This is a genomic window from Roseibium sp. MMSF_3247 (assembly GCF_030733765.1).
GTDB lineage: Bacteria > Pseudomonadota > Alphaproteobacteria > Rhizobiales > Stappiaceae > Roseibium.
Window position 1 is genome coordinate 549,905 of record NZ_JASHII010000002.1, and the last position, 19,168, is coordinate 569,072.

General features: G+C 58.1%; 19 protein-coding genes and 1 pseudogene. 9 read left to right on the forward strand and 11 right to left on the reverse strand.

Annotated features, from left to right (window positions below; translation table 11 throughout):
• The first annotated feature begins 125 nt into the window (after positions 1 to 125).
• The 3 genes and pseudogenes from RBB44_RS07985 (at position 126) to RBB44_RS07995 (ending at position 2,225) form a co-directional block, all read left to right on the forward strand.
• Positions 126 to 994, forward strand: a pseudogene (locus RBB44_RS07985) (ATP-binding cassette domain-containing protein).
• Complete coding sequence (locus RBB44_RS07990) at positions 987 to 1,811, forward strand: metal ABC transporter permease (RefSeq protein ID WP_306146867.1); 825 nt, start codon at positions 987 to 989, stop codon at positions 1,809 to 1,811. Before RBB44_RS07985 ends, RBB44_RS07990 begins: the two are co-directional and overlap by 8 nt.
• A gap of 3 nt (positions 1,812 to 1,814) precedes the next feature.
• Positions 1,815 to 2,225, forward strand: a complete 411-nt coding sequence (locus RBB44_RS07995) for a Fur family transcriptional regulator (RefSeq protein ID WP_306146869.1) — start codon at positions 1,815 to 1,817, stop codon at positions 2,223 to 2,225.
• Here RBB44_RS07995 and RBB44_RS08000 read toward each other — a convergent pair.
• The gene (locus RBB44_RS08000) at positions 2,222 to 2,707 is read right to left on the reverse strand and encodes a DUF3429 domain-containing protein (RefSeq protein ID WP_306146871.1); all 486 of its coding nucleotides are present in this window, start codon (positions 2,705 to 2,707) and stop codon (positions 2,222 to 2,224) included. The two genes, RBB44_RS07995 and RBB44_RS08000, sit on opposite strands and share 4 nt — an antisense overlap.
• 256 nt (positions 2,708 to 2,963) lie before the next feature.
• On the opposite strand from RBB44_RS08000, the gene RBB44_RS08005 reads away from it, so the two are divergent.
• The 6 genes from RBB44_RS08005 (at position 2,964) to RBB44_RS08030 (ending at position 9,503) form a co-directional block, all read left to right on the forward strand.
• Positions 2,964 to 4,097 (forward strand): Gfo/Idh/MocA family protein, encoded by a 1,134-nt coding sequence (locus RBB44_RS08005; protein ID WP_306146872.1) that lies wholly within the window; start codon positions 2,964 to 2,966, stop codon positions 4,095 to 4,097.
• A 121-nt stretch (positions 4,098 to 4,218) separates the two neighbouring features.
• A complete protein-coding gene (locus RBB44_RS08010; protein ID WP_306146873.1) occupies positions 4,219 to 4,794 on the forward strand; it encodes an NnrU family protein in 576 nt (191 codons plus the stop codon).
• A gap of 208 nt (positions 4,795 to 5,002) precedes the next feature.
• On the forward strand, positions 5,003 to 5,680 hold the full coding sequence (locus tag RBB44_RS08015; protein ID WP_306146874.1) for a tetratricopeptide repeat protein: 678 nt from the start codon (positions 5,003 to 5,005) through the stop codon (positions 5,678 to 5,680).
• Positions 5,677 to 7,029 (forward strand): PQQ-binding-like beta-propeller repeat protein, encoded by a 1,353-nt coding sequence (locus tag RBB44_RS08020; protein WP_209002445.1) that lies wholly within the window; start codon positions 5,677 to 5,679, stop codon positions 7,027 to 7,029. Before RBB44_RS08015 ends, RBB44_RS08020 begins: the two co-directional genes overlap by 4 nt.
• A 160-nt stretch (positions 7,030 to 7,189) precedes the next feature.
• Entirely contained in the window at positions 7,190 to 8,617 is a 1,428-nt protein-coding gene (gene der / locus RBB44_RS08025) for a ribosome biogenesis GTPase Der (RefSeq protein WP_306146875.1), read from the forward strand.
• An 85-nt stretch (positions 8,618 to 8,702) separates the two neighbouring features.
• Complete coding sequence (locus RBB44_RS08030) at positions 8,703 to 9,503, forward strand: inositol monophosphatase family protein (protein WP_306146876.1); 801 nt, start codon at positions 8,703 to 8,705, stop codon at positions 9,501 to 9,503.
• A 22-nt stretch (positions 9,504 to 9,525) separates the two neighbouring features.
• Here RBB44_RS08030 and RBB44_RS08035 read toward each other — a convergent pair whose 3' ends face one another.
• The 10 genes from RBB44_RS08035 to rpsF all read right to left on the reverse strand — a co-directional run bounded on the left by RBB44_RS08035 (position 9,526) and on the right by rpsF (position 18,934).
• Positions 9,526 to 9,897, reverse strand: a complete 372-nt coding sequence (locus RBB44_RS08035; protein ID WP_306146877.1) for a VOC family protein — start codon at positions 9,895 to 9,897, stop codon at positions 9,526 to 9,528.
• A 60-nt stretch (positions 9,898 to 9,957) separates the two neighbouring features.
• The gene (locus tag RBB44_RS08040; RefSeq protein WP_306146878.1) at positions 9,958 to 10,686 is read right to left on the reverse strand and encodes an SDR family NAD(P)-dependent oxidoreductase; all 729 of its coding nucleotides are present in this window, start codon (positions 10,684 to 10,686) and stop codon (positions 9,958 to 9,960) included.
• 16 nt (positions 10,687 to 10,702) lie between these two features.
• Positions 10,703 to 12,175, reverse strand: coding sequence for an amidophosphoribosyltransferase (gene purF / locus RBB44_RS08045; protein WP_306146879.1), 1,473 nt, complete (start codon positions 12,173 to 12,175; stop codon positions 10,703 to 10,705).
• Between the two features lie 84 nt (positions 12,176 to 12,259).
• Positions 12,260 to 12,874 carry a CvpA family protein gene (locus RBB44_RS08050; protein WP_133950356.1) on the reverse strand — a complete coding sequence of 205 codons (615 nt, stop codon included), beginning with the start codon at positions 12,872 to 12,874 and terminating at the stop codon, positions 12,260 to 12,262.
• A gap of 69 nt (positions 12,875 to 12,943) precedes the next feature.
• The gene (radA, locus tag RBB44_RS08055) at positions 12,944 to 14,338 is read right to left on the reverse strand and encodes a DNA repair protein RadA (protein ID WP_209173612.1); all 1,395 of its coding nucleotides are present in this window, start codon (positions 14,336 to 14,338) and stop codon (positions 12,944 to 12,946) included.
• A 15-nt stretch (positions 14,339 to 14,353) separates the two neighbouring features.
• The gene (alr, locus tag RBB44_RS08060; RefSeq protein WP_306146880.1) at positions 14,354 to 15,496 is read right to left on the reverse strand and encodes an alanine racemase; all 1,143 of its coding nucleotides are present in this window, start codon (positions 15,494 to 15,496) and stop codon (positions 14,354 to 14,356) included.
• 177 nt (positions 15,497 to 15,673) lie between these two features.
• A complete protein-coding gene (locus RBB44_RS08065) occupies positions 15,674 to 17,158 on the reverse strand; it encodes a replicative DNA helicase (RefSeq protein ID WP_306146881.1) in 1,485 nt (494 codons plus the stop codon).
• A 357-nt stretch (positions 17,159 to 17,515) separates the two neighbouring features.
• Positions 17,516 to 18,100 carry a 50S ribosomal protein L9 gene (rplI, locus tag RBB44_RS08070; RefSeq protein WP_133950348.1) on the reverse strand — a complete coding sequence of 195 codons (585 nt, stop codon included), beginning with the start codon at positions 18,098 to 18,100 and terminating at the stop codon, positions 17,516 to 17,518.
• A gap of 129 nt (positions 18,101 to 18,229) precedes the next feature.
• Entirely contained in the window at positions 18,230 to 18,478 is a 249-nt protein-coding gene (rpsR, locus tag RBB44_RS08075; protein ID WP_133950346.1) for a 30S ribosomal protein S18, read from the reverse strand.
• Positions 18,479 to 18,484: 6 nt separating this feature from the next.
• The gene (gene rpsF / locus RBB44_RS08080) at positions 18,485 to 18,934 is read right to left on the reverse strand and encodes a 30S ribosomal protein S6 (protein ID WP_133950344.1); all 450 of its coding nucleotides are present in this window, start codon (positions 18,932 to 18,934) and stop codon (positions 18,485 to 18,487) included.
• Positions 18,935 to 19,168 lie beyond the last annotated feature (234 nt).

A 19,168-nucleotide genomic window follows, 5' to 3' on the forward strand; every position in this document is an offset into this window, starting at 1 on the left:
TTGTAAGCGGATAGTTTGCAGGGAAGTGTTAACAGCGCAGCACCAGCTTGCAACCGGAGACATGAAACAGTACTTACGTAATAATATAACACTCTGGGGCAAAGAATCCCCAAAAGGCGAGTTGAATGAGCGAAGCAGCCGACAATCTGGTGCAGTTGACCCGGGCCGGGATCCAAAAGAGCGGAAGCTGGCTTGTGCGCGGTGTCGATTTGACCGTTTCACCCGGTGAAATCGTCACCCTCATAGGTCCGAACGGTTCCGGAAAGTCGACGACGGCGAAACTGGCGTTGGGGATCCATAAACCAACAGAAGGCTCTGCTGTTCGGCGCAATGGTCTCTCTGTTGGGTATGTTCCACAGAAACTGTCGATAGACTGGACGCTGCCGCTGAATGTTAAAAGGTTCATGCGGCTCACCAATCCTTTGTCCGATGCTGAATGCATGGCCGCGCTGGAGCGCACCGGTGCGGCCCGGTTGGTCGGCGAGGAAATGCGCACGCTGTCTGGCGGCGAGCTTCAAAGAGTGATGTTGGCGCGCGCTCGCCGGATCTCCTTGTTTTGGATGAACCGGTACAAGGCGTCGATTATGCCGGCGAGATTGCGATTTACGGCTTGATTTCAGAGATCCGGAATACGGTCGGGTGCGGCATCTTGATGATTTCACATGACTTGCACGTGGTTATGGCGGCGGCGGATCAAGTGGTGTGCTTGAATGGTCATGTATGCTGCCGCGGCACTCCGTCCGATGTCAGCAGGGACGAGAATTACCAGCAGTTGTTCGGCACCCGGGCCGGTGGTGCGTTGGCGGTCTATGAGCACCGTCATGATCATGTTCATCTCCCCGATGGCCGGGTCCGCCATTCAGACGGCACGGTCTGCGACCATTGCCCTGGAGAGCATGATCACATGCATGAGGCTCACGGGATATCCGGGGGGCAGCCTTCGAACGAAACAGCCCCTCATAAACGGGTCGCGGGCGGTGTAGCCGATGCTTGATGATTTCTTCACGCGGGCGTTGATTGCAGGCATTGGCGTGGCTTTGGTCGCAGGACCCTTGGGATGTTTTGTGGTCTGGCGGCGCATGGCTTATTTTGGCGACACCCTGTCCCATGCAGCACTGCTTGGCGTGGCGCTGGCCTTGTTGCTGGATGTCAACATCACGCTATCTGTCGGGGCGGTATCCATTGTGCTCGCACTGCTCCTTTTGGCACTTCGTCACGGAGACACCCTGCCGTCTGACGCGTTGTTGGGCTTGTTATCCCATTCTGCGCTCGCGATCGGCCTTGTCTGCCTGGCTTTCATGACCTGGGTTCGGGTGGATCTGCTGGGGCTTTTGTTTGGCGACATACTTTCGGTCACGCGGACGGACATCGCGATGATCTACGGCGGCGGTGCCATTGTCCTGGGCGGGCTGCTGCTGATCTGGCGGCATTTGTTTGCCGCGACCGTCAGTTCCGATCTTGCGGGCGCGGAAGGATTGCGCCCGGACCGGGCGGAATTGGTCTTCATGCTGCTGACGGCAATTGTCATTGCGATTTCGTTGAAGATCATCGGCGCGCTCTTGATTACGGCGCTGCTGATTTTGCCGGCAGCCGCTGCCCGCAGGTGGGCAGGGTCACCGGAACAAATGGCCGTCATTGCAGCATTCGCCGGCGTGGTCGCTGTGGTTGCAGGGCTCAATGGTTCGCTTTACTACGATACCCCGTCAGGACCGTCGATTGTGGTCGCTGCCATGCTTCTTTTTGTGCTCAGCCTTTTTCCGGTTCGAAGGTTGATTCAGAAACTGACCGCTGAAAACCGGGGAGGGATTTAGGACATGGCGCATGCCCATCCGGATCTGACAAAAAACCAGGCACTGGTGTTCGGTAAACTTTCTGACGCCAGCGGCCCGCTGACAGCCTATGCCCTTCTCGACGACTTGCGTGAGAAGGGGTTTCGCGCACCGCTTCAGGTCTACCGGGCGTTGGACAAGCTGGTCGACTACGGTCTGGTGCATCGCCTTGAAAGCTTGAACGCCTTTGTTGCCTGCCGCCACAAAGGCTGTGCAGATCACAAGACCGCAGCGTTTGCGATCTGCGAGACGTGCGGCAACGTTCAGGAGTTTTCTCCGGATCGCGCGATTGAAGACTTGCTCAAGTGGACGAAGGAGCAGGAGTTTAAACTGTCGCGCACGACCATCGAACTGCGCGGGCTCTGCAAGGTGTGTTCAGCGTCTCAACAAGTTTAACCTGCCAGAACCGGAGCAATCAGCGAGACAACCACGGCAACAGTGACCGGAATGCGCAGTTTCGGATACCAGCGCGGTGCAGAATGTGACTGTGTTCGCCAGAGATCATATCCGAGCCATGCCAGAAAACAGGTCACGAGCAGCAGGGCGGACCATACACCGCTCGCGAAAAGAGCAAGCCAGCCAACGATAGACGGCAGGACGCCAATCACCAGCCGCGCTGATGACACCGGCCGGGACTGCACGAACGTCATCGCAAACTCCCAGCCCCAATAAATCCCGCCCAGAAAAGACAGGATCACCGCTGCATAAGCGTGTTGGGCGGGCAAGATCCACGGATGGGCCTCTACGGGGAGAAACACTGCGGCAAATGACAGTGCTCCGAATGGGAGAAACCCTGCGGCTGTCAGTAGAAAAACAGTGAGCGGCACTTCATCATGTGAGACAACAATCCGCGGTGCTGCATCAGCGCTGTTCGACATGTGGTGTTCTCCGATTTTGGATTTGAACTGCCTACGACAACCGAGAGTTCACGGATCAGGGAAACCTCGATTTCATGCCTTATGCCAATTGGGTGTGATCACTGGAGACCATGTGGCGTTGCTAAGAATTGTTGCGGTCGGGAGTCGGATTTGAGATGCAAAACCCTCGTTGTTTTTGCCTGTCTTGCTGGGCGCAGCATCTTCGGTGTCTACTTGAACCACGAAACTACAAAAGAAAGCACCGGAGACGCCCGCGATGTCGGAAGAGCGGGGTATCGGGATCCTGGGGTGCGGCAACACTTCGAGGATCTATTTTGAACTCATCCCGAAGTTCATGGGCCTGCAGTTGCGCGCCTGTGCGGACCTTAATCGGGAAGTAGCACTTATCCGGGCCGAAGAGTTCGATATTCGCGCCGAAACGGTTCATAACCTGCTCCAGGCGGATGATATCTCCGTAATCGTCAATCTGACAGCGCCCGATGCGCATGCTATGATGAGCCGGGAGATACTCAACAACGGCAAACATGTTTATTCCGAAAAGCCGTTTGCGCGAACCTCCGCAGAAGGTGCCGGAGTTCGGCAACTGGCCGAAAAGCTCGGACTGTTTGTGGGTTGTGCGCCCGATACGTTTTTGGGCGGAGCACCGCAAACGGCCCGCAAGGCCGTTTCGGAGGGTCTGATCGGAGAAGTCACCGGTGCCACGCTTCATGCAATGAACTATGGAATGGAAGCTTGGCACCCGGACCCCGAAATCTTCTACAAATCCGGCATTGGGCCAATGGCCGATTTCGGCCCTTATTTTATTTCCAGTGTCCTCAATTTGCTCGGGCCGGTCGAGCAAGTGGCGGCGATGTCCAGCACGCCCAGCAAAACCCGGACGATTGGCCAGGGGCCGCGTAAAGGCGAAGTTTTCAATGTCGAAACACCGACAACAATCCACACTGCATTGTCTGTCAAGGACGGTCCGTTGATTGCGTTTTCCGCAAGTTGGGACGTCCAGGCCCATGCGCATTCCGCCATGGAAATTTATGGATCCGAGGGAACGCTCTTTTTGCCGGATCCCTTGTTTTTTGGCGGTGACGTAATACGGGTTTTAAAGGACGGAACACGTGAGGTTCTGAACCAGGACAACCACCCGTTCGGCCGGTCCAATTTCAAAATCCATGGCCGGGACCGGGCCAATTACCGGTCTGCGGGCTTGGCGGACATGGTCAATGCAGTGCTTCTTGGAACGGACTTTCGCTGCTCGATGGAGCGCGCTCTTCATGCTGTTGATGTTATCGAGGCAATTCAGACCGCGGCTGCGACCGGTCAGCACGTTAAGATCAGTGAAATGCCCACACGGCCGGAACCGCTTAGTCCGGACCAGGCCGACGCCCTGCTGCGCTGATAAAATTCGCGATAAAACAATGGCAATTCCGGTTGCAGGCCCTTGATGCCGCTCTTATTGTCCGGCTTTGAAGAGGCGCTGATGCGCCTCGTGGTGGCCAATGCCTTGAGGGAGAGCGGGCATGCTTTTGCTTATTGCCGGATTGATTCTGTTTTTGGGAATACACAGCCTGCCTATGTTCGCTGACAAGCGGTCGGCATTGGAAGAGAAGTTTGGCGTTCTTGGCTACAAGGGCCTGTTTGCTGTGGTCTCCGCCATCGGCTTTGTCCTGATCATTTACGGTTACGGTGCTGCCCGCGCCGAAGGCCCCGCGATCATTTATGACCCGCCATTCTGGTTGCGTCACGTCACCATGCTGTTCATGGTTCCGGTGTTCATTTTCCTTGTGGCTGCCTATGTTCCGTGCCGGATCAAAAAGGCCCTGAAACACCCGATGCTGGTTGCTGTGAAACTGTGGGCGTTTTCTCACCTTCTCACCAATGGCGATCTGGCATCTGTTTTATTGTTCGGCAGCTTCCTGGTCTGGGCGGTGGCAGACCGTATCTCACTGAAGCGGCGCGGCCTTGGCGGCGGTGCGGTGATGGCAAAAGAGCCCGGCAAGTTCTCCGACATCATCGTGATTCTTATCGGTCTTGGTCTCTATGTCCTGTTTGCCTTCAAGCTGCATGTGCTTTTGATCGGGGTGCCGGTTGCATAAGGCACGCGGAAGCGTGTAAATCGCACCCGGGTCGGGACAAAAACAACGAAAAACGGGCAGTTGCCCCACTTGCGCCACGAAGGGCGGTTTAAAGCCCGGACGGGGAATTGCCCGAGCCGGATCAAATGGATAATGTGCGCCCCTTGATGGGGAGCCAATCCGGATTTCCGGACCGGCGCAGCAGAGCAAATTCAGGAACTAGCCACGTATGTCTGATATTTTTCGTGAGGTCGATGAGGACATCCGCCATGAGAAGTACCGCCGTCTCTGGGACCGTTTCGGGTCTTGGGTGATCGCGGTCGCTGTCTTGATCGTGGTTGGCACCGGTGGTTACCGGGGCTGGCTCTACTGGCAAGACACACAGTCTCAGTCAGCGGGTGACACATTCCTTGAGGCCATCAGCTTGTCGGAGGCTGGTCAGTACTCGGAAGCGGCGCAGCTTTACACCGAACTTGGATCTTCCATTGGCGGCTATCCGGCGCTCGCACAGATGCGCCAGGCAACCGACAAGGCAAATTCCGGTGACGCAACCGCCGCCCTCGCAGAGTTCGATGCTCTGTCACGGGATTCGAACCTCGCTCCGGCTCTGCAGAATGTGGCAGCTCTCCGCGCGGCCTACATTGCGGTCGATAGCGAACCATATGATGCGATTGCAGACCGGATTGAGAGCCTAACCGGCGATACGGATGCCTTCCGTGCAGCTGCTCGTGAACTGCTTGCTCTGAGCGCCTGGAAAAATGGCGATGCCGAGACGGCGCTTACCTGGATTACGGCATTGGAGGATGATGCCGAGACGCCTCAAGACATTCGTCAGCGCGTGACACTCCTGGGCGGACTGATCCGGGGACAGACCGGGACACCGGCTGAAGAGGGCACTGCACAGTGATCTGTTTTTTCAAAAACGTATCTGTCCGGCCATTGGTTGGCACGCTGGCATTGTCGGTCTTTCTGGCCGGTTGCGGATCAGTCAGTGAGTTTGGCAGCTCGCTCAATCCGTTCAGCAAGGAAGAGATCTTGCCGGGCGAACGGCAGGCTGTTTTCGATGGTGTAGACCCGGCTGCCCAAGCTCTTGGCAAGGCGGCGAGCATTGGCGCTGCGACTGGCGGTCAGACCTGGACGAGTGCTGGCGGCGGTCCGGCCAACGATCCGGGCAACGTGGCCGTCTCCGTTTCCGGCAGCCGTGCCTGGCAAGCCAATGTGGGCAGTTCCGGCCGCGGCCTGACGTCGTCAGCCTTGCGGGTATCCTCCCGCCCGGTAAGCGACGGCAGCCGCATCTATGTCTATAAGCCGAATGGCGAAGTCGTCGCGCTGTCCACCGCCGGTGGCCGCCAGTGGACGCAAAACCTGCGCCCTGAAGGCGAACGCGACGTTGGTCCAGGCGGCGGTGTGGTTGTTGACGGCGGCGTTGTTTATGCTGCGACCGGTTACCGCCAAGTGGCGGCCCTTGAAGCGGGTTCCGGCCGGGTCATCTGGACCGCTGAAATGGACACTCCGGCGCGCGGTGCCCCGGCAGCCGGCGGCGGTCACGTCTTTGTCGTGAGCCAGTCCAACGAAGTTTATGCGTTTTCCAAGGAAGACGGCTCTGTGGCTTGGACATTTGCCGGGATCGAAGAGACTGCCGGTGTTCTGTCTGCAGCAAACCCTGCCATCTCTGGCAACCGGGTGATTGTGCCGTTCTCGTCCGGTGAAATCATGGCCATCAATATCAAGTCCGGTGAGCCGGATTGGATTGATGGTGTCTCTCGCGGTTTCCGGACACTGGCTCTGTCTGGTCTCGCAGATGTTTCTGCAAGCCCGGTTGTCTCCGGCAACACGGTTGTCGCAACCGGCGTTGCCGGTCGCACGGTGGCTGTTGATGTGCGCACCGGACAGCGTCAATGGGATCAAAACCTTGGCAGCGTTCATACGCCTGTCGTCTCCGGAAACGCGGTGTTCATGGTGGATCTTGACGACCGCATGGTCGCGCTTGACCGCTCGAGCGGTGAAACCATGTGGGCGACACAACTGCCGAAGCCGGAAAAGAAAAAGCGCCGCCGCAATTGGGCGGGCCCGATCCTGGCCAATGGCGCCCTTGTCGCCTTTTCCAGTGATGGCCAGATCGCCATGGTCGATGCCGCCTCAGGCAATATCATGACAACACAGCGCACCAACACCGATGTCTTCGTGACGCCGATTGCCGCCGGTGGCCGGGTGGTTGTCTTGACCGGCCGGGATGGCGTTGCCGCGTTTAACTGATCATTGGGCGCTGAGGCTCTAGTTGAGCCTCAACGTTTCAAAACTGGTCAAGCTATAGTATCTGAGCACCTTATCGTTGCCTGCCGGGCAAGGATGAGGTGCTTTGAGTTTGTTCAAGGGCGGGATCCTTTGGTTGATCCGCCTCTTAGGAGTGAATGCCGTGGGCGCTACCGTCGCCATCGTTGGACGGCCGAATGTCGGCAAGTCCACATTGTTCAACCGTCTTGTCGGTAAGCGCTTGGCGCTCGTCGATGACACACCGGGTGTGACCCGTGACCGCCGTCCGGGCGAAGCCCGCCTTGGCGACCTGCGCTTTACGATCATAGACACTGCGGGTCTTGAAGACGCCGACAAGGCGTCCTTGGAAGGCCGCATGCGCCGGCAGACCGAAGAAGCGATTGAAACCGCTGATGCTGTGCTGTTTGTCATTGATGCGCGCGCAGGGGTTACGCCGCTCGATGCGCACTTTGCGGATGTGGCGCGCAAGACCACCCGTCCCGTAATCCTACTCGCCAACAAGGCTGAGGGCCGGGCAGGGGAAAGCGGCCTTTACGAATCCTTCTCGCTTGGCCTTGGTGAGCCGATCGCGATCTCTGCCGAGCATGGCGAAGGCTTGGCTGATCTCTACGATGCTCTGAAACCGCATGTTGACCGGGTGAGTGAGGAAGAGGACGCAAAGCGCGAGGAAGCCGTCACCAACGTCGATGTCGACGAGGACGGTGAGATTGTCGACGATGAAGATCCGGTTGGCACGAAAGAGCGGCCTCTGCGCGTTGCCATCGTTGGCCGACCGAATGCCGGAAAGTCCACGTTGATCAACCGGATGTTGGGGGAAGACCGCATGTTGACCGGTCCGGAGGCCGGTATCACGCGCGATTCCATCTCCGTCGACTGGACCTGGCACGACCGGCACATCAAGCTGTTCGACACGGCAGGGATCCGCAAGAAGGCCCGTGTTCAGGAAAAGCTGGAAAAGCTCTCCGTCGCCGACGCCCTGCGGGCCATCAAGTTTGCCGAGGTTGTTGTTGTCACCCTGGATGCGACGATGTCGTTTGAAAAGCAGGATCTGCAGATCATCGATCTTGTGGCCCGCGAAGGCCGAGCCTTGGTGATTGCCGTCAACAAATGGGATTTGATCGACGACCGGGAAGAGGCCTGGAAAAAGATCCGGGACGCCAACGAACGGTATTTCAATCAGATCCGCGGCGTCCGCATTGTGACCTTGTCCGGTATTCAGGGGCAGGGCATTGACCGGTTGGTTGAAGGTGTTTTTGCCGCCTATGATGCCTGGAATGCACGGGTGTCGACAGCTGGGCTGAACCGGTGGCTGGAACGGGCAACCACGTCGCATCCACCGCCCGCTGTTGCAGGCCGGCGCGTTCGCATCCGCTACATGACGCAGCCGAAAACCCGGCCGCCGCACTTCGTGGCTTTCAGTTCCCGTCCGGAGCAACTGCCGGAAAGCTACACCCGGTATCTGATCAATTCCCTACGTGAGAAATTCGATATCCAGGGCACGCCGATCCGGTTGTCTTACCGCAAGGGCGACAATCCCTATGCGCCGAAGAAAAAGCGTAAAATCCAATAGCAGCTGCTGCGCAGCCTTGGCTCAAGTCCCGGTGGTCTACCGGGACCCTTTTGTTCAGATAAATTGATTTTCAAGGAGATCTTCCATGTCATCCGATCGGCTTGCCTTTACCGAAGCGCTTGCACAAAAGGCCGGACTTGTCGCGCTGGATTATTTCAGAAAGCTCGACACCCTGACGATCACGCAAAAGGGTCATCAGGACCTTGTAAGCGAAGCGGACCAGAACGTTGAGACACTCATTCGCGACGCGCTGTCTGAAGCGTACCCGGATGACGGGATCCTGGGCGAAGAACATGGCATGGAAGAAGGCGAGAGCGGGTTCACCTGGGTGATTGATCCGATCGACGGCACGGCGAACTTCGTCACCGGCATACCGCAATGGTGCGTCATCATCGCATGTGTTCAGCAAGGCCAGACCCTTCTCGGAGTGATCCACGATCCAGTCGCCGGGGAGACATTCTCAGCGTTGGCAGGCGGCGGTGCCTTTTTGAACGGCAAGCCGATCAAGGTGTCGGATAGCGAAAGCGTGTCCGTCGGTTCTGTCGGCGTTGGCTTCAATGGCCGCACATCCGTGACCGATGCTGTCAATGCAGTCGGGGCGCTGGTGTCCAAGGGCGGGGTTTTCTTCCGCAATGCCTCTGGCGGCCTGATGCTCGCGTATACTGGAGCTGGACGCCTAATCGGCTATATCGAGTCGCACATGAACGCCTGGGATTGCCTGGCTGGCATGTTGCTCATCCAGGAAGCGGGCGGAAAGGTTCTGGAGCAGGACGTCGCCCATGCCCTTTATCATGGCACCCGTGTGGTGACCGGTGCACCGGGTGTTTTTGCGGAGTTGACCGACATTGCCGAAAGCTCCTTCGCCCCGCTGCAAGCGGCGGAGTAGGAGGGTTTACTTAGCGAGACCGTTAAACATGCTGGTCGATCAGGATCGGATTGCCGTCCGGATCGACCAGCATCAAACTACCGGGGCCGGTTGTTGTCTCGTCCACTTCTTGGACGAAACTGTAGCCCTTGTCCTTCAGCGTTTTCTGCAGCGATCGGATATCTGTGAACGCGTCGAGTTTTTTCGCGTCTTGGTCCCAGCCGGGATTGAACGTCAGGATGTTCTTCTCAAACATGTCCTGAAACAAGCCAATGACCGTCTCGCCATTCTTCAAAATGACCCAACCGTCGGACCCGGACCCGCCTAGGTCGGAAAATCCAAGCCCTTCGTAAAATGCCTTCGACTTGTCAAGGTCTTTGACAGTTAGGCTGATAGAAAACGCTCCGAGCTGCATGGGTGAGGTCCTCCGTTAAAATAAGGAACCAGAAAAGCGGACTTTAGAGCGTCTTTCTACTTAAAAACTGACCCACTCGCGGCTGACGCGGTCGTAGAGTTTGCCGGTCTCATGGACATCGGTTTTCACGAGCTCAAGCAGCTCGGGCGCGATTTCGCGTGGATGCGGCAGGTTTTCCGGCGGCTCGCCCGGCATCGCCTTGGCCCGAAGTCCGGTCCGGACGGGGCCGGGATCAGCCAGGTTGATCTTCATGTTGGTTTTGAGGCTTTCATTCGCCCAGGTACGGGCCATTGCCTCAACTCCGGCCTTTGAGACGGACTGCAGCCCCCAAAAAGCAGGGCAGGTGCTGGCCTGCACGGAAGTCAGGAACAGAGCGCGGCCGGCGTCCGACTGGCGTAGCAGAGGATCCAGAGACCGGATCAACCGCCAATTGGCGGTTACGTTGACCGACATGACCTTTTCGAAGTCTTTCGGGCTGATATGGCCGAGCGGCGACAGGATACCCAGCATCCCGGCATTGCCGATGAAGACATCGAGTTTCTTCCAGCGCTCATAGATCGCGGCGCCAAGACGATCCAAGGCATCATGGTCCGTGAGGTCGACAGGAACAAGTGTTGCCTGGCCGCCTGCAGACTGGATTTCGTCATCGAGGTCCTCGAGACCACCAACGGTGCGGGCGATCGCAATCACATGCGCGCCGCGCGCTGCCAGTTGTTTGGCGAGTTGATATCCAATACCGCGCGACGCACCGGTCACCAGGGCGACCCGGCCTTCAAAATCCTGTGTCATGTTACTCGCTAATTCCTTAGCCGACTTCCACCAGACGCGGCGCACTGATGAAGTCCTGATCTTCGGACAAATCCGTCAGCGGCGTCGGGTAGTCGCCGGTAAAACAATGGTCTGTAAATTGCGGGTTTTCGTTGTCCCGGCCATCATAACCTGCGGCCCGGTAAATTCCGTCCACGGAGAGGAAGGCAAGGCTGTCAGCGCCGATGTAGTTGCACATTTCTTCAAGCCCATACTTCGCTGCCAGCAGCTTTTCACGAACGGGCGTGTCGATGCCGTAGTAGTCGGAATGCTTGATCGGCGGGCTTGCCAAACGGAAATGCACTTCCTTGGCGCCAGCATCACGGATCATCTGCACGATCTTCACGGACGTTGTGCCGCGGACCAGACTGTCATCCACAAGCACAACGCGCTTTCCTTCGATCTGTGATCGGTTGGCGGAATGCTTCATCTTCACGCCAAGCGCACGGATCTGCTGGGTCGGTTCAATGAAGGTCCGGCCCACATAGTGGTTGCGGATGATGCCGAGTTCGAACGGAACGCCGCTTTCCTGACTGTAGCCAATTGCGGCTGGAACACCACTGTCCGGCACCGGTACGATCACATCAGCGTCCACGTGGGATTCACGCGCGAGTTCCCGGCCCATGTCCCGGCGCACATCATAGACGCTGCGGCCACCAACGATGGAGTCAGGACGGGAGAAGTAGACGTACTCGAAGATGTCCGGTCGGGCGGGGCGCTTGCCAAACGGGAAGAAGGACTGGATGCCGGTGGATGTGCAGACGATGACTTCACCGTTTTCCACGTCCCGGATGAATTTCGCACCGATGATGTCGAGCGCGCAGGTCTCAGACGCGAGGATCGGAGCACCATTCAAGTCACCCAGAACCAGCGGACGGATGCCGAGCGGATCCCGCGCGCCAATGAGTTTCTTCGACGTCAGCGCAACAAGGGCATAAGCCCCTTCCATCTGGGTGATCGCTTCAACAAACCGGTCGACGATTTTCTGTTCGCGGGACCGGGCGACCAACTGTAGGACAACCTCTGAGTCCGACGTGGACTGGCAGATCGCGCCGTCGCGGATCAGTTGTTGGCGCAAGGTCAGCGCATTTGTGAAATTGCCGTTGTGGCAGATTGCGATGCCGCCGCCTTCCAGCTCGGCAAACAGCGGCTGCACGTTGCGTAGGATAGTTTCGCCAGTCGTGGAGTAGCGCACATGGCCGATGGCGGCACGGCCGGTGAGGCGGCCGATCGTCTCTGCGTCGGAGAAGTGATCCCCGACAAGACCCAAATGGCGTTCCGCCCGGAACTGCTCATTGTCGAAGGTCACGATACCGGCCGCTTCCTGGCCGCGATGCTGCAGGGCATGCAGGCCGAGCGCGGTCAGCGCACTGGCATCTTCATGGCCCAGAATGCCGAACACACCGCACTCTTCGCGCAATGTGTCGTCATTGATGTCGAACGGCTCATGGAAATCGGTTCCGCCAGTCATGGCGACCACTCCTTACATTCTGGCCGGTCTGCGGGCCGGTCCGGATATTGTGTCGTTTGTCTAAACGGGCGCCGGTTTTCGGCGTCAGTTGCTGTCCGTGGTCAGCTGTTCCAGGCCCTGACGCTCAGAGTCACTGTAAGTGGGCTCTTCGGCAGGCGCGCTAGAGCGTTGTCCGCCTGTTAGCTCATTTTCCCGGATCTTGTCCAGAATCGCTTTTTCCGGGTCTTCTGGCAAGACCGCGACCAATCGTTCGCCCACCGACAACAGGATCGGCAGCGACTTAGCGTTTTGCACCCAGCGCGGCTGTTGTTCCGGCTGGACGAACCAGTTGAAGAACATCATTGCGACAACGACCAGCAAAAGGCCGCGGACGGCGCCGAAAACAAAGCCGAGCGTGCGATCAAGCGCACCGATGCGGCTGTCCAGAATGAAATCGGAAATGCGCATGGTGATGTAGCTGACAACGATCAGAGTCACCAGGAAGACGGCAGCCGCGGACACACCCATAGCGACCAGATCTTGTGAGATGTACTGCTGGGTGTATGGCATGACGCGCTCATAGAGCATGAACGCGGCAACGGCCGCAGCGACCCAGGAAACGATCGACAGGACTTCGCGGACAAACCCGCGGATCATCGCCAGAACCGCCGAGATGAGCATGATGACCAGAAGCAGTCCGTCCAGCAGCGTAATCGGCATGTTTCCGATAAGTCCTCTGTCTGGCGCCGAAGCGCGAAAATTACACTCTCTAGCGGGTCTGATGATGCGTCAGGTTGCCCCTTGTGCACCAGTCTCCGCTGTCAGTTTAGCGATGAAGTCCCCAAGTTCCGGCAATCCCGTTGCCTTGAAGGGAGACGCGGCGCCGTCCTTGAGGTTACCCTCTGGACAATAAGCCTGATCAAAGCCAAGTTTTTCGGCCTCTTTCAGTCTTGATTGAGCTTGCGCCACGGGCCGGATGGCCCCCGACAAACTGACCTCGCCGAAATAGACGCAATTGGCCGGAAGGGCAAGCCCGCTGAGCGAAGAGACAAGGGCAGCAGCAACGGCAAGATCAGCACCGGGCTCGTTGATTTTGAGCCCGCCGGCAACATTCAGATAGACATCATGCTGCGAGAAACGCACACCGCAGCGCGCCTCTAGAACCGCAAGGATCATGGATAGACGCGCAGTGTCCCAGCCGATCACAGCGCGCCGGGGCGTTCCAAGGGAGGATTGTGCCACCAGGGCCTGGATTTCGATGAGGAGCGGCCGCGAGCCCTCAAGGCCTGCAAAGACCGCTGCGCCGGGCGCCGTGGTATTGCGGTCTCCCAGGAAAAGCGCTGACGGGTTGGGCACTTCCTGAAGACCCTTGCCGGTCATTTCAAAAACGCCGATCTCGTCAGTTGCACCAAACCGGTTTTTGACCGAGCGCAGGATCCGGTATTGATGGGCACCATCGCCCTCAAAATAAAGAACCGCGTCCACCATGTGCTCGACGACCCGTGGGCCGGCGATCTGCCCGTCTTTGGTGACATGACCGACGAGCACCAAAGTGGTGCCATTCTTCTTGGCATAGCGGACCATGGCCTGAGCTGACGCCCGCACCTGCGTAACAGTGCCAGGCGGTGAGTCCGCCTGATCTGTCCAGAGCGTCTGGACGGAATCCAGGATCAACATCGCCGGGGCCGTGTCAGCTTCCAGGGTCGCCAGGATGTCTTCAACGCTGGTTTCTGCAGCAAGGGCGACCGGAGCTTCTGCCAGTCCCAGTCGCTCAGCGCGCAACCGCACCTGGCCGATCGCTTCCTCGCCGGAGATGTAAACGGTCTTGTGACCGAGGCTGGCAAGTTGAGCTGCCGCCTGGATCAGGAGCGTCGACTTTCCGATCCCGGGATCACCGCCGACAAGCAGGGCGGAGCCGCGGACAAAGCCGCCGCCAGTGACCCGGTCAAGCTCGGCAACCTTGGTCTGAATGCGCGGCGCTTCCTTGGTGTCCCCGGTCAGGCCGACAAGTGGGACAACACGGCCCTTGGACTTTGAAGCCCGGCTCGGACCTCCGCCAATGCCGCCGCCGGTCTGCTCTTCGACAATGGTGTTCCATTCACCGCAGGATTCGCAGCGGCCGACCCATTTCGCGGTGACTGCGCCGCAGGATTGGCAAACGAAAGATGTGGACCGGCGGGCCATCCAATAAAACTCCAATCAACCCAACGGGCCGTAGATGCGTTCAAAACGCCGTCCGAGGCTTGTCAGATATTCGTAGTCGATGGTCTCCGCATATGCCGCCATGTCAGCCGCCGCAACATTTGGCCCCAGCATTTCCACAAGCCCGCCGCGCTGAACAAGGTGATCTGGAATGTCGGTGACGTCGAGCGTGATCATGTCCATGGAGATCCGGCCAAGGATTGGAGCTTTATAGCCGCCAATTATTCCAAAACCACCAGGACGGTCATCTGAGGAGCTGGCACGCCGCAACAATCCGTCCGCGTAACCGGCCGCGACGACCGCGTTGCGCAGCGGCCGTTTCGCGGTTTGGGTCGCGCCATAGCCGATCGCATCGCCTTTCGGAACGTTTCGCACAATCATGATGCGGGCTTCCACCTTGGCCACCGGCTGCATCGGGTTGTCGCCGTGGTCGAAGGCCCGGCCGCCGTAGAGGGAAATGCCGGGACGGCCCAGATCGAAGTGATACTCCGGTCCCATCAGGACGCCAGCGGAATTGGCAAGGGACCGTGGAACATCCTTGAACGGCGAGGTGAGCGCGATGAACCGGTCAAGCTGTTCCTTGTTCATCGGATGGTCCGGATCCGAGCCGCAAGCCAGATGCGACATGAGGAGGCTTGGTTTAAAGGGGCCCATAAGTTCTGGATCGGCGAGCGCTGTTCCAAACTCGTCGCCAGACAAGCCAAGCCGATGGATCCCGGTGTCGACATGGACCGCTGCAGGAAAACTCTTGCCGGCGGTCCTGCAAAGTGCGGCCCACTCCTTCAATTCGTCCAGGGACCCGAGGACAGGCCGAACATCGTCCTGAAGAAGCAGATCAGCCGTGTCTGGAAACAAGCCGTCGAGCGCATAGATGGTGGCACTTGGAAGTGTCTGGCGCAGCGCAATGGCTTCTGTTGGAACCGCCACAAAGAACGTCCGGCAGCCTTCCTCAAAGAGCCTGGTTGCCGTCTCTGCTTGTCCTGTTCCATAGGCATTTGCCTTGATGGTTGCCGCGCACTCACTGCCCGGCGCTAATCTGGATCTCAGAAGAGACCAGTTCGCGGCAATGGCGTCCAGATCAACGGTCAAACGGCCGCCATAAAGGGCGGAGGAGTAGGCATTCATGGGCGTTTCGGACACGAGGCTGACAGGTCTCCGGACAGAATCGGATTTCGCAGTGCATCAACCTGCCGACATTAGAAGGTTCGCCGCTGCCTGCAAAGCGTTTGGTTTGGACAGAGTGTGCCCGTCCGATAGCCAAAACGGTCAAGCCGGCCTTGCTTGGTCAAAGATCCAACCCGGTCTGGAAGTGCAATCTTACTCGTAGCGCTCGGGCAGGTGGTCGTCCTCAGCCAAGTCGGAGAAGCGGGTGTACTGACCTTCGAAGTGAAGGTTCGCGGTTCCAGTTGGTCCGTGACGTTGCTTGGCGACAATGACTTCCGCCTTGCCTTTCAGCCGCTCCATATTGTCCCGCCAGATCTCATATTCCGGCGAGCCTTCATCCGGTTCCGTTTTGGAAAGGTAATACTCCTCACGGAACACGAACATGATCACGTCGGCGTCCTGCTCGATGGACCCGGATTCACGCAAGTCGGACATCATCGGACGCTTGTCATCGCGCGATTCCACCTGACGCGAGAGCTGGGAAAGCGCGATGATCGGAACATTGAGCTCCTTTGCGAGCGCTTTCAGCCCGGTCGTGATCTCTGTGATTTCCTGAACGCGGTTGCCCTGGTTCTTGGCCGAGCCGGAAAGGAGCTGGATATAGTCAACGATGAGCAGGTCAAGGCCGCGCTGGCGCTTCAAGCGGCGGGCCTTAGCCACCAGCGAGGCAATGGAAATACCACCGGTCTGATCGACATGAAGCGGAACGGACTGCATTGTTTGCGCACAAGCGGCCAGCTTTTCAAACTCAGCCTCTGAAATGTCGCCGCGGCGGATTTTCGAAGATGAGATCTCAGCCTGTTCAGAGATAATACGGGTTGCGAGCTGTTCGGCCGACATTTCGAGCGAGAAGAAACCAACCACGCCGCCGTTGACGGTCTTGATGGTTCCGTCCTGCTGTTCTTCGGCCTGATAGCTTTGTGCGATGTTGTAGGCAATGTTGGTCGCAAGCGAGGTTTTGCCCATCGCGGGACGCCCTGCGAGAACGATCAAGTCGGAATGCTGCAAACCGCCCATCAGCTTGTCGAGTTCGCGCAGGCCGGTGGAAATCCCGGACAGGGCGCCCTCACGATTGTAGGCCGCGTGGGCCATTTCAATGGTTTCAGTCAGCGCATCGCCAAAGGAGACAAATCCGCCTTCGCTGCGCCCCGTTTCAGCCAGTTCAAAAAGGCGGCGCTCGGCGTCGTCAATCTGCTGCTCCGGCGGGACATCGATCGGTGCGTCAAAAGCGATGTTGACCATGTCTTCGCCGATCCGGATCAGGTTCCGGCGGATGGCAAGATCATAAATGGTGCGGCCATAGTCTTCCGCGTTGATGATTGACGCCGCATCGCCAGCAAGACGCAGCAGAAACTGGGTCGCAGACAGGTCAGCGATTTTCGCGTCGGCCGGATAAAACGTCTTGAGGGTGATCGGGGAGGCGGTCTTGCCCGCGCGGATCAGGTGGCCGATCTTTTCATAGACATCCTGATGCGGCGGCACGAAGAAGTGATGCGACTCCAGAAAGTCGGACACGCGGTAGAATGTCTCGTTGTTGACGAGGATCGCGCCAAGAAGCTGCCGCTCGGCTTCCGCGTTATGCGGTGCCAGACGCTGGACGTCTTCTTCTGTCTCGACCTTCTGCAAAGTACCCTTCATGCCTGCCCCCGATGACCGTGTTGTCATCGGAAATAGCCTCAGACCGGTGTGGGCTCAAGCTGCAAAAAAGCTTGACGCAGATTCCCACCGGCGTCCACAGATCAACGGGGAAAGGTTGAAAACATACTTGACTCAAACCGCCTTTGAGGACTCAGGAGTTGACTATTAGTCGTTGATATTCAATATGTTTTTAAATAGTTAACGATTAGTTAATGGAAAAACCAGCACTTTCAATGCGTTGGCTGGATATGTGAAGCTGGCACGCGAGGCGGCTTTCAAAAAGCAAGCTGGCAAAAGAAAACGGCGCCCGAATGAGCGCCGTTTCCGAGAAGTTTTTCAAAGGCTGGATCGCAGCAATCAAGCTTCTTCTTCAGCAACTGCTTCTTCAGTTGCTTCAGCTTCTTCGCCTTCGCCCTCTTCTTCGTCTTCTTCAAATTCGAAGACGTCCTGTTCCGGCGCGGTCAGATCTTCACCGGCTGCCTGACGAACGGCTTCGTCTTCAGAGCGTGCGACGTTGACGGAAATGCCAACTTCGACTTCCGGGTGCAGCTGAACGAGAACAGCGTGCATGCCGATGGTTTTGATCGGGCTGCGCAGTTCGACCTGGCCACGGGTGACAGAGAAGCCTGCAGTCGTCAGACCTTCAGCAATGTCACGTGTGGATACTGAACCGTAGAGCTGGCCAGTTTCACCAGCGGAGCGGATCATGACGAGTGCTTCGCCGTCCATTTTGGCGGCAACGGCTTCAGCTTCGGACTTGCGCTCAAGGTTCCGGGCTTCAAGCTGGGCGCGCTCATTTTCGAAACGCTCCAGGTTGGCCTTGTTGGCGCGCAGAGCCTTGCCTTGCGGCAGAAGGAAGTTGCGTGCGTAGCCGTCGCGCACCTTAACGGTGTCGCCCATCTGGCCGAGCTTAGCGATACGCTCAAGAAGGATAACTTGCATGGGTTTTCTCCTACTGTCCCGTCATCGTCTTTCATGTGTGATGACGGTTAGAGACCGTTTGCCCGCGGTCCCAATTCGGGTTCTGCCGGGCGGACCCGGCAGAAGGCATCTCCTGACGTTGAGAGGTGCTTAGCTGATGACGAACGGCAGCAGGCCGAGCAGGCGGGCGCGCTTGATAGCACGGGCCAGTTCACGCTGCTTCTTCGCGGAGACCGCGGTGATGCGGCTTGGAACGATCTTGCCGCGCTCGGAAATGTAGCGCTGCAGCAGACGGATGTCCTTGTAGTCGATCTTCGGGGCGTTGGCACCGGAGAACGGGCAGGTCTTCCGGCGGCGGAAGAACGGACGGCGGCTTGGGGTTTGTGAAATGTCTACCATAATCTCTTACTCCCCTTCAGCCCGGCGCGGAGCGCGGTCGCCACCACGATCACCGCCGCGGTCACCACCACGGCCGCCACGATCACCACCACGGTCGCCAAAACGGCCACCACGGCCGCCGCGATCGTCGCGATCACGTTTCTGCATCATTGCAGACGGCTCTTCGTCCAGCTCGTCAACCTTGAAGGTCATGAAGCGCAGAACGTCTTCGCTGAGGCCCATCTGACGCTCCATCTCGGCAACCGCTGCATGCGGTGCTGTGATGTTCATCAGGGTGTAGTGTGCCTTGCGGTTTTTCTTGATGCGGTATGCGATGGTACGCAGACCCCAGTTTTCCACCTTGCCGACAGTGCCACCAGCGCCTTCGATGAGGCCTTTGTACTGTTCGACGAGGGCTTCGACCTGCTGGGCCGAAACGTCCTGGCGGGCCAGGAACACGTGCTCGTAATGAGGCATGGAAACTTGCCTTTCTTTCGGTTGACAACTCAGGTTTGGCGCAAAGCCTCCTCGTAAGCCCGGAAAGGCTACGAGAAATCTTACGGGAGTGGGAACACGGGAAGTCGGATATTCTTTACGATATCCTGGCAAACGCCCTTCCGTTCAGCCCCCGGCCAAACCCGGATGAAGCGCGGTGTATACTCCGTTTTGGGAGAAATGCAAGGGCCGGACCCGGAAATCCTCCGCTTCAAG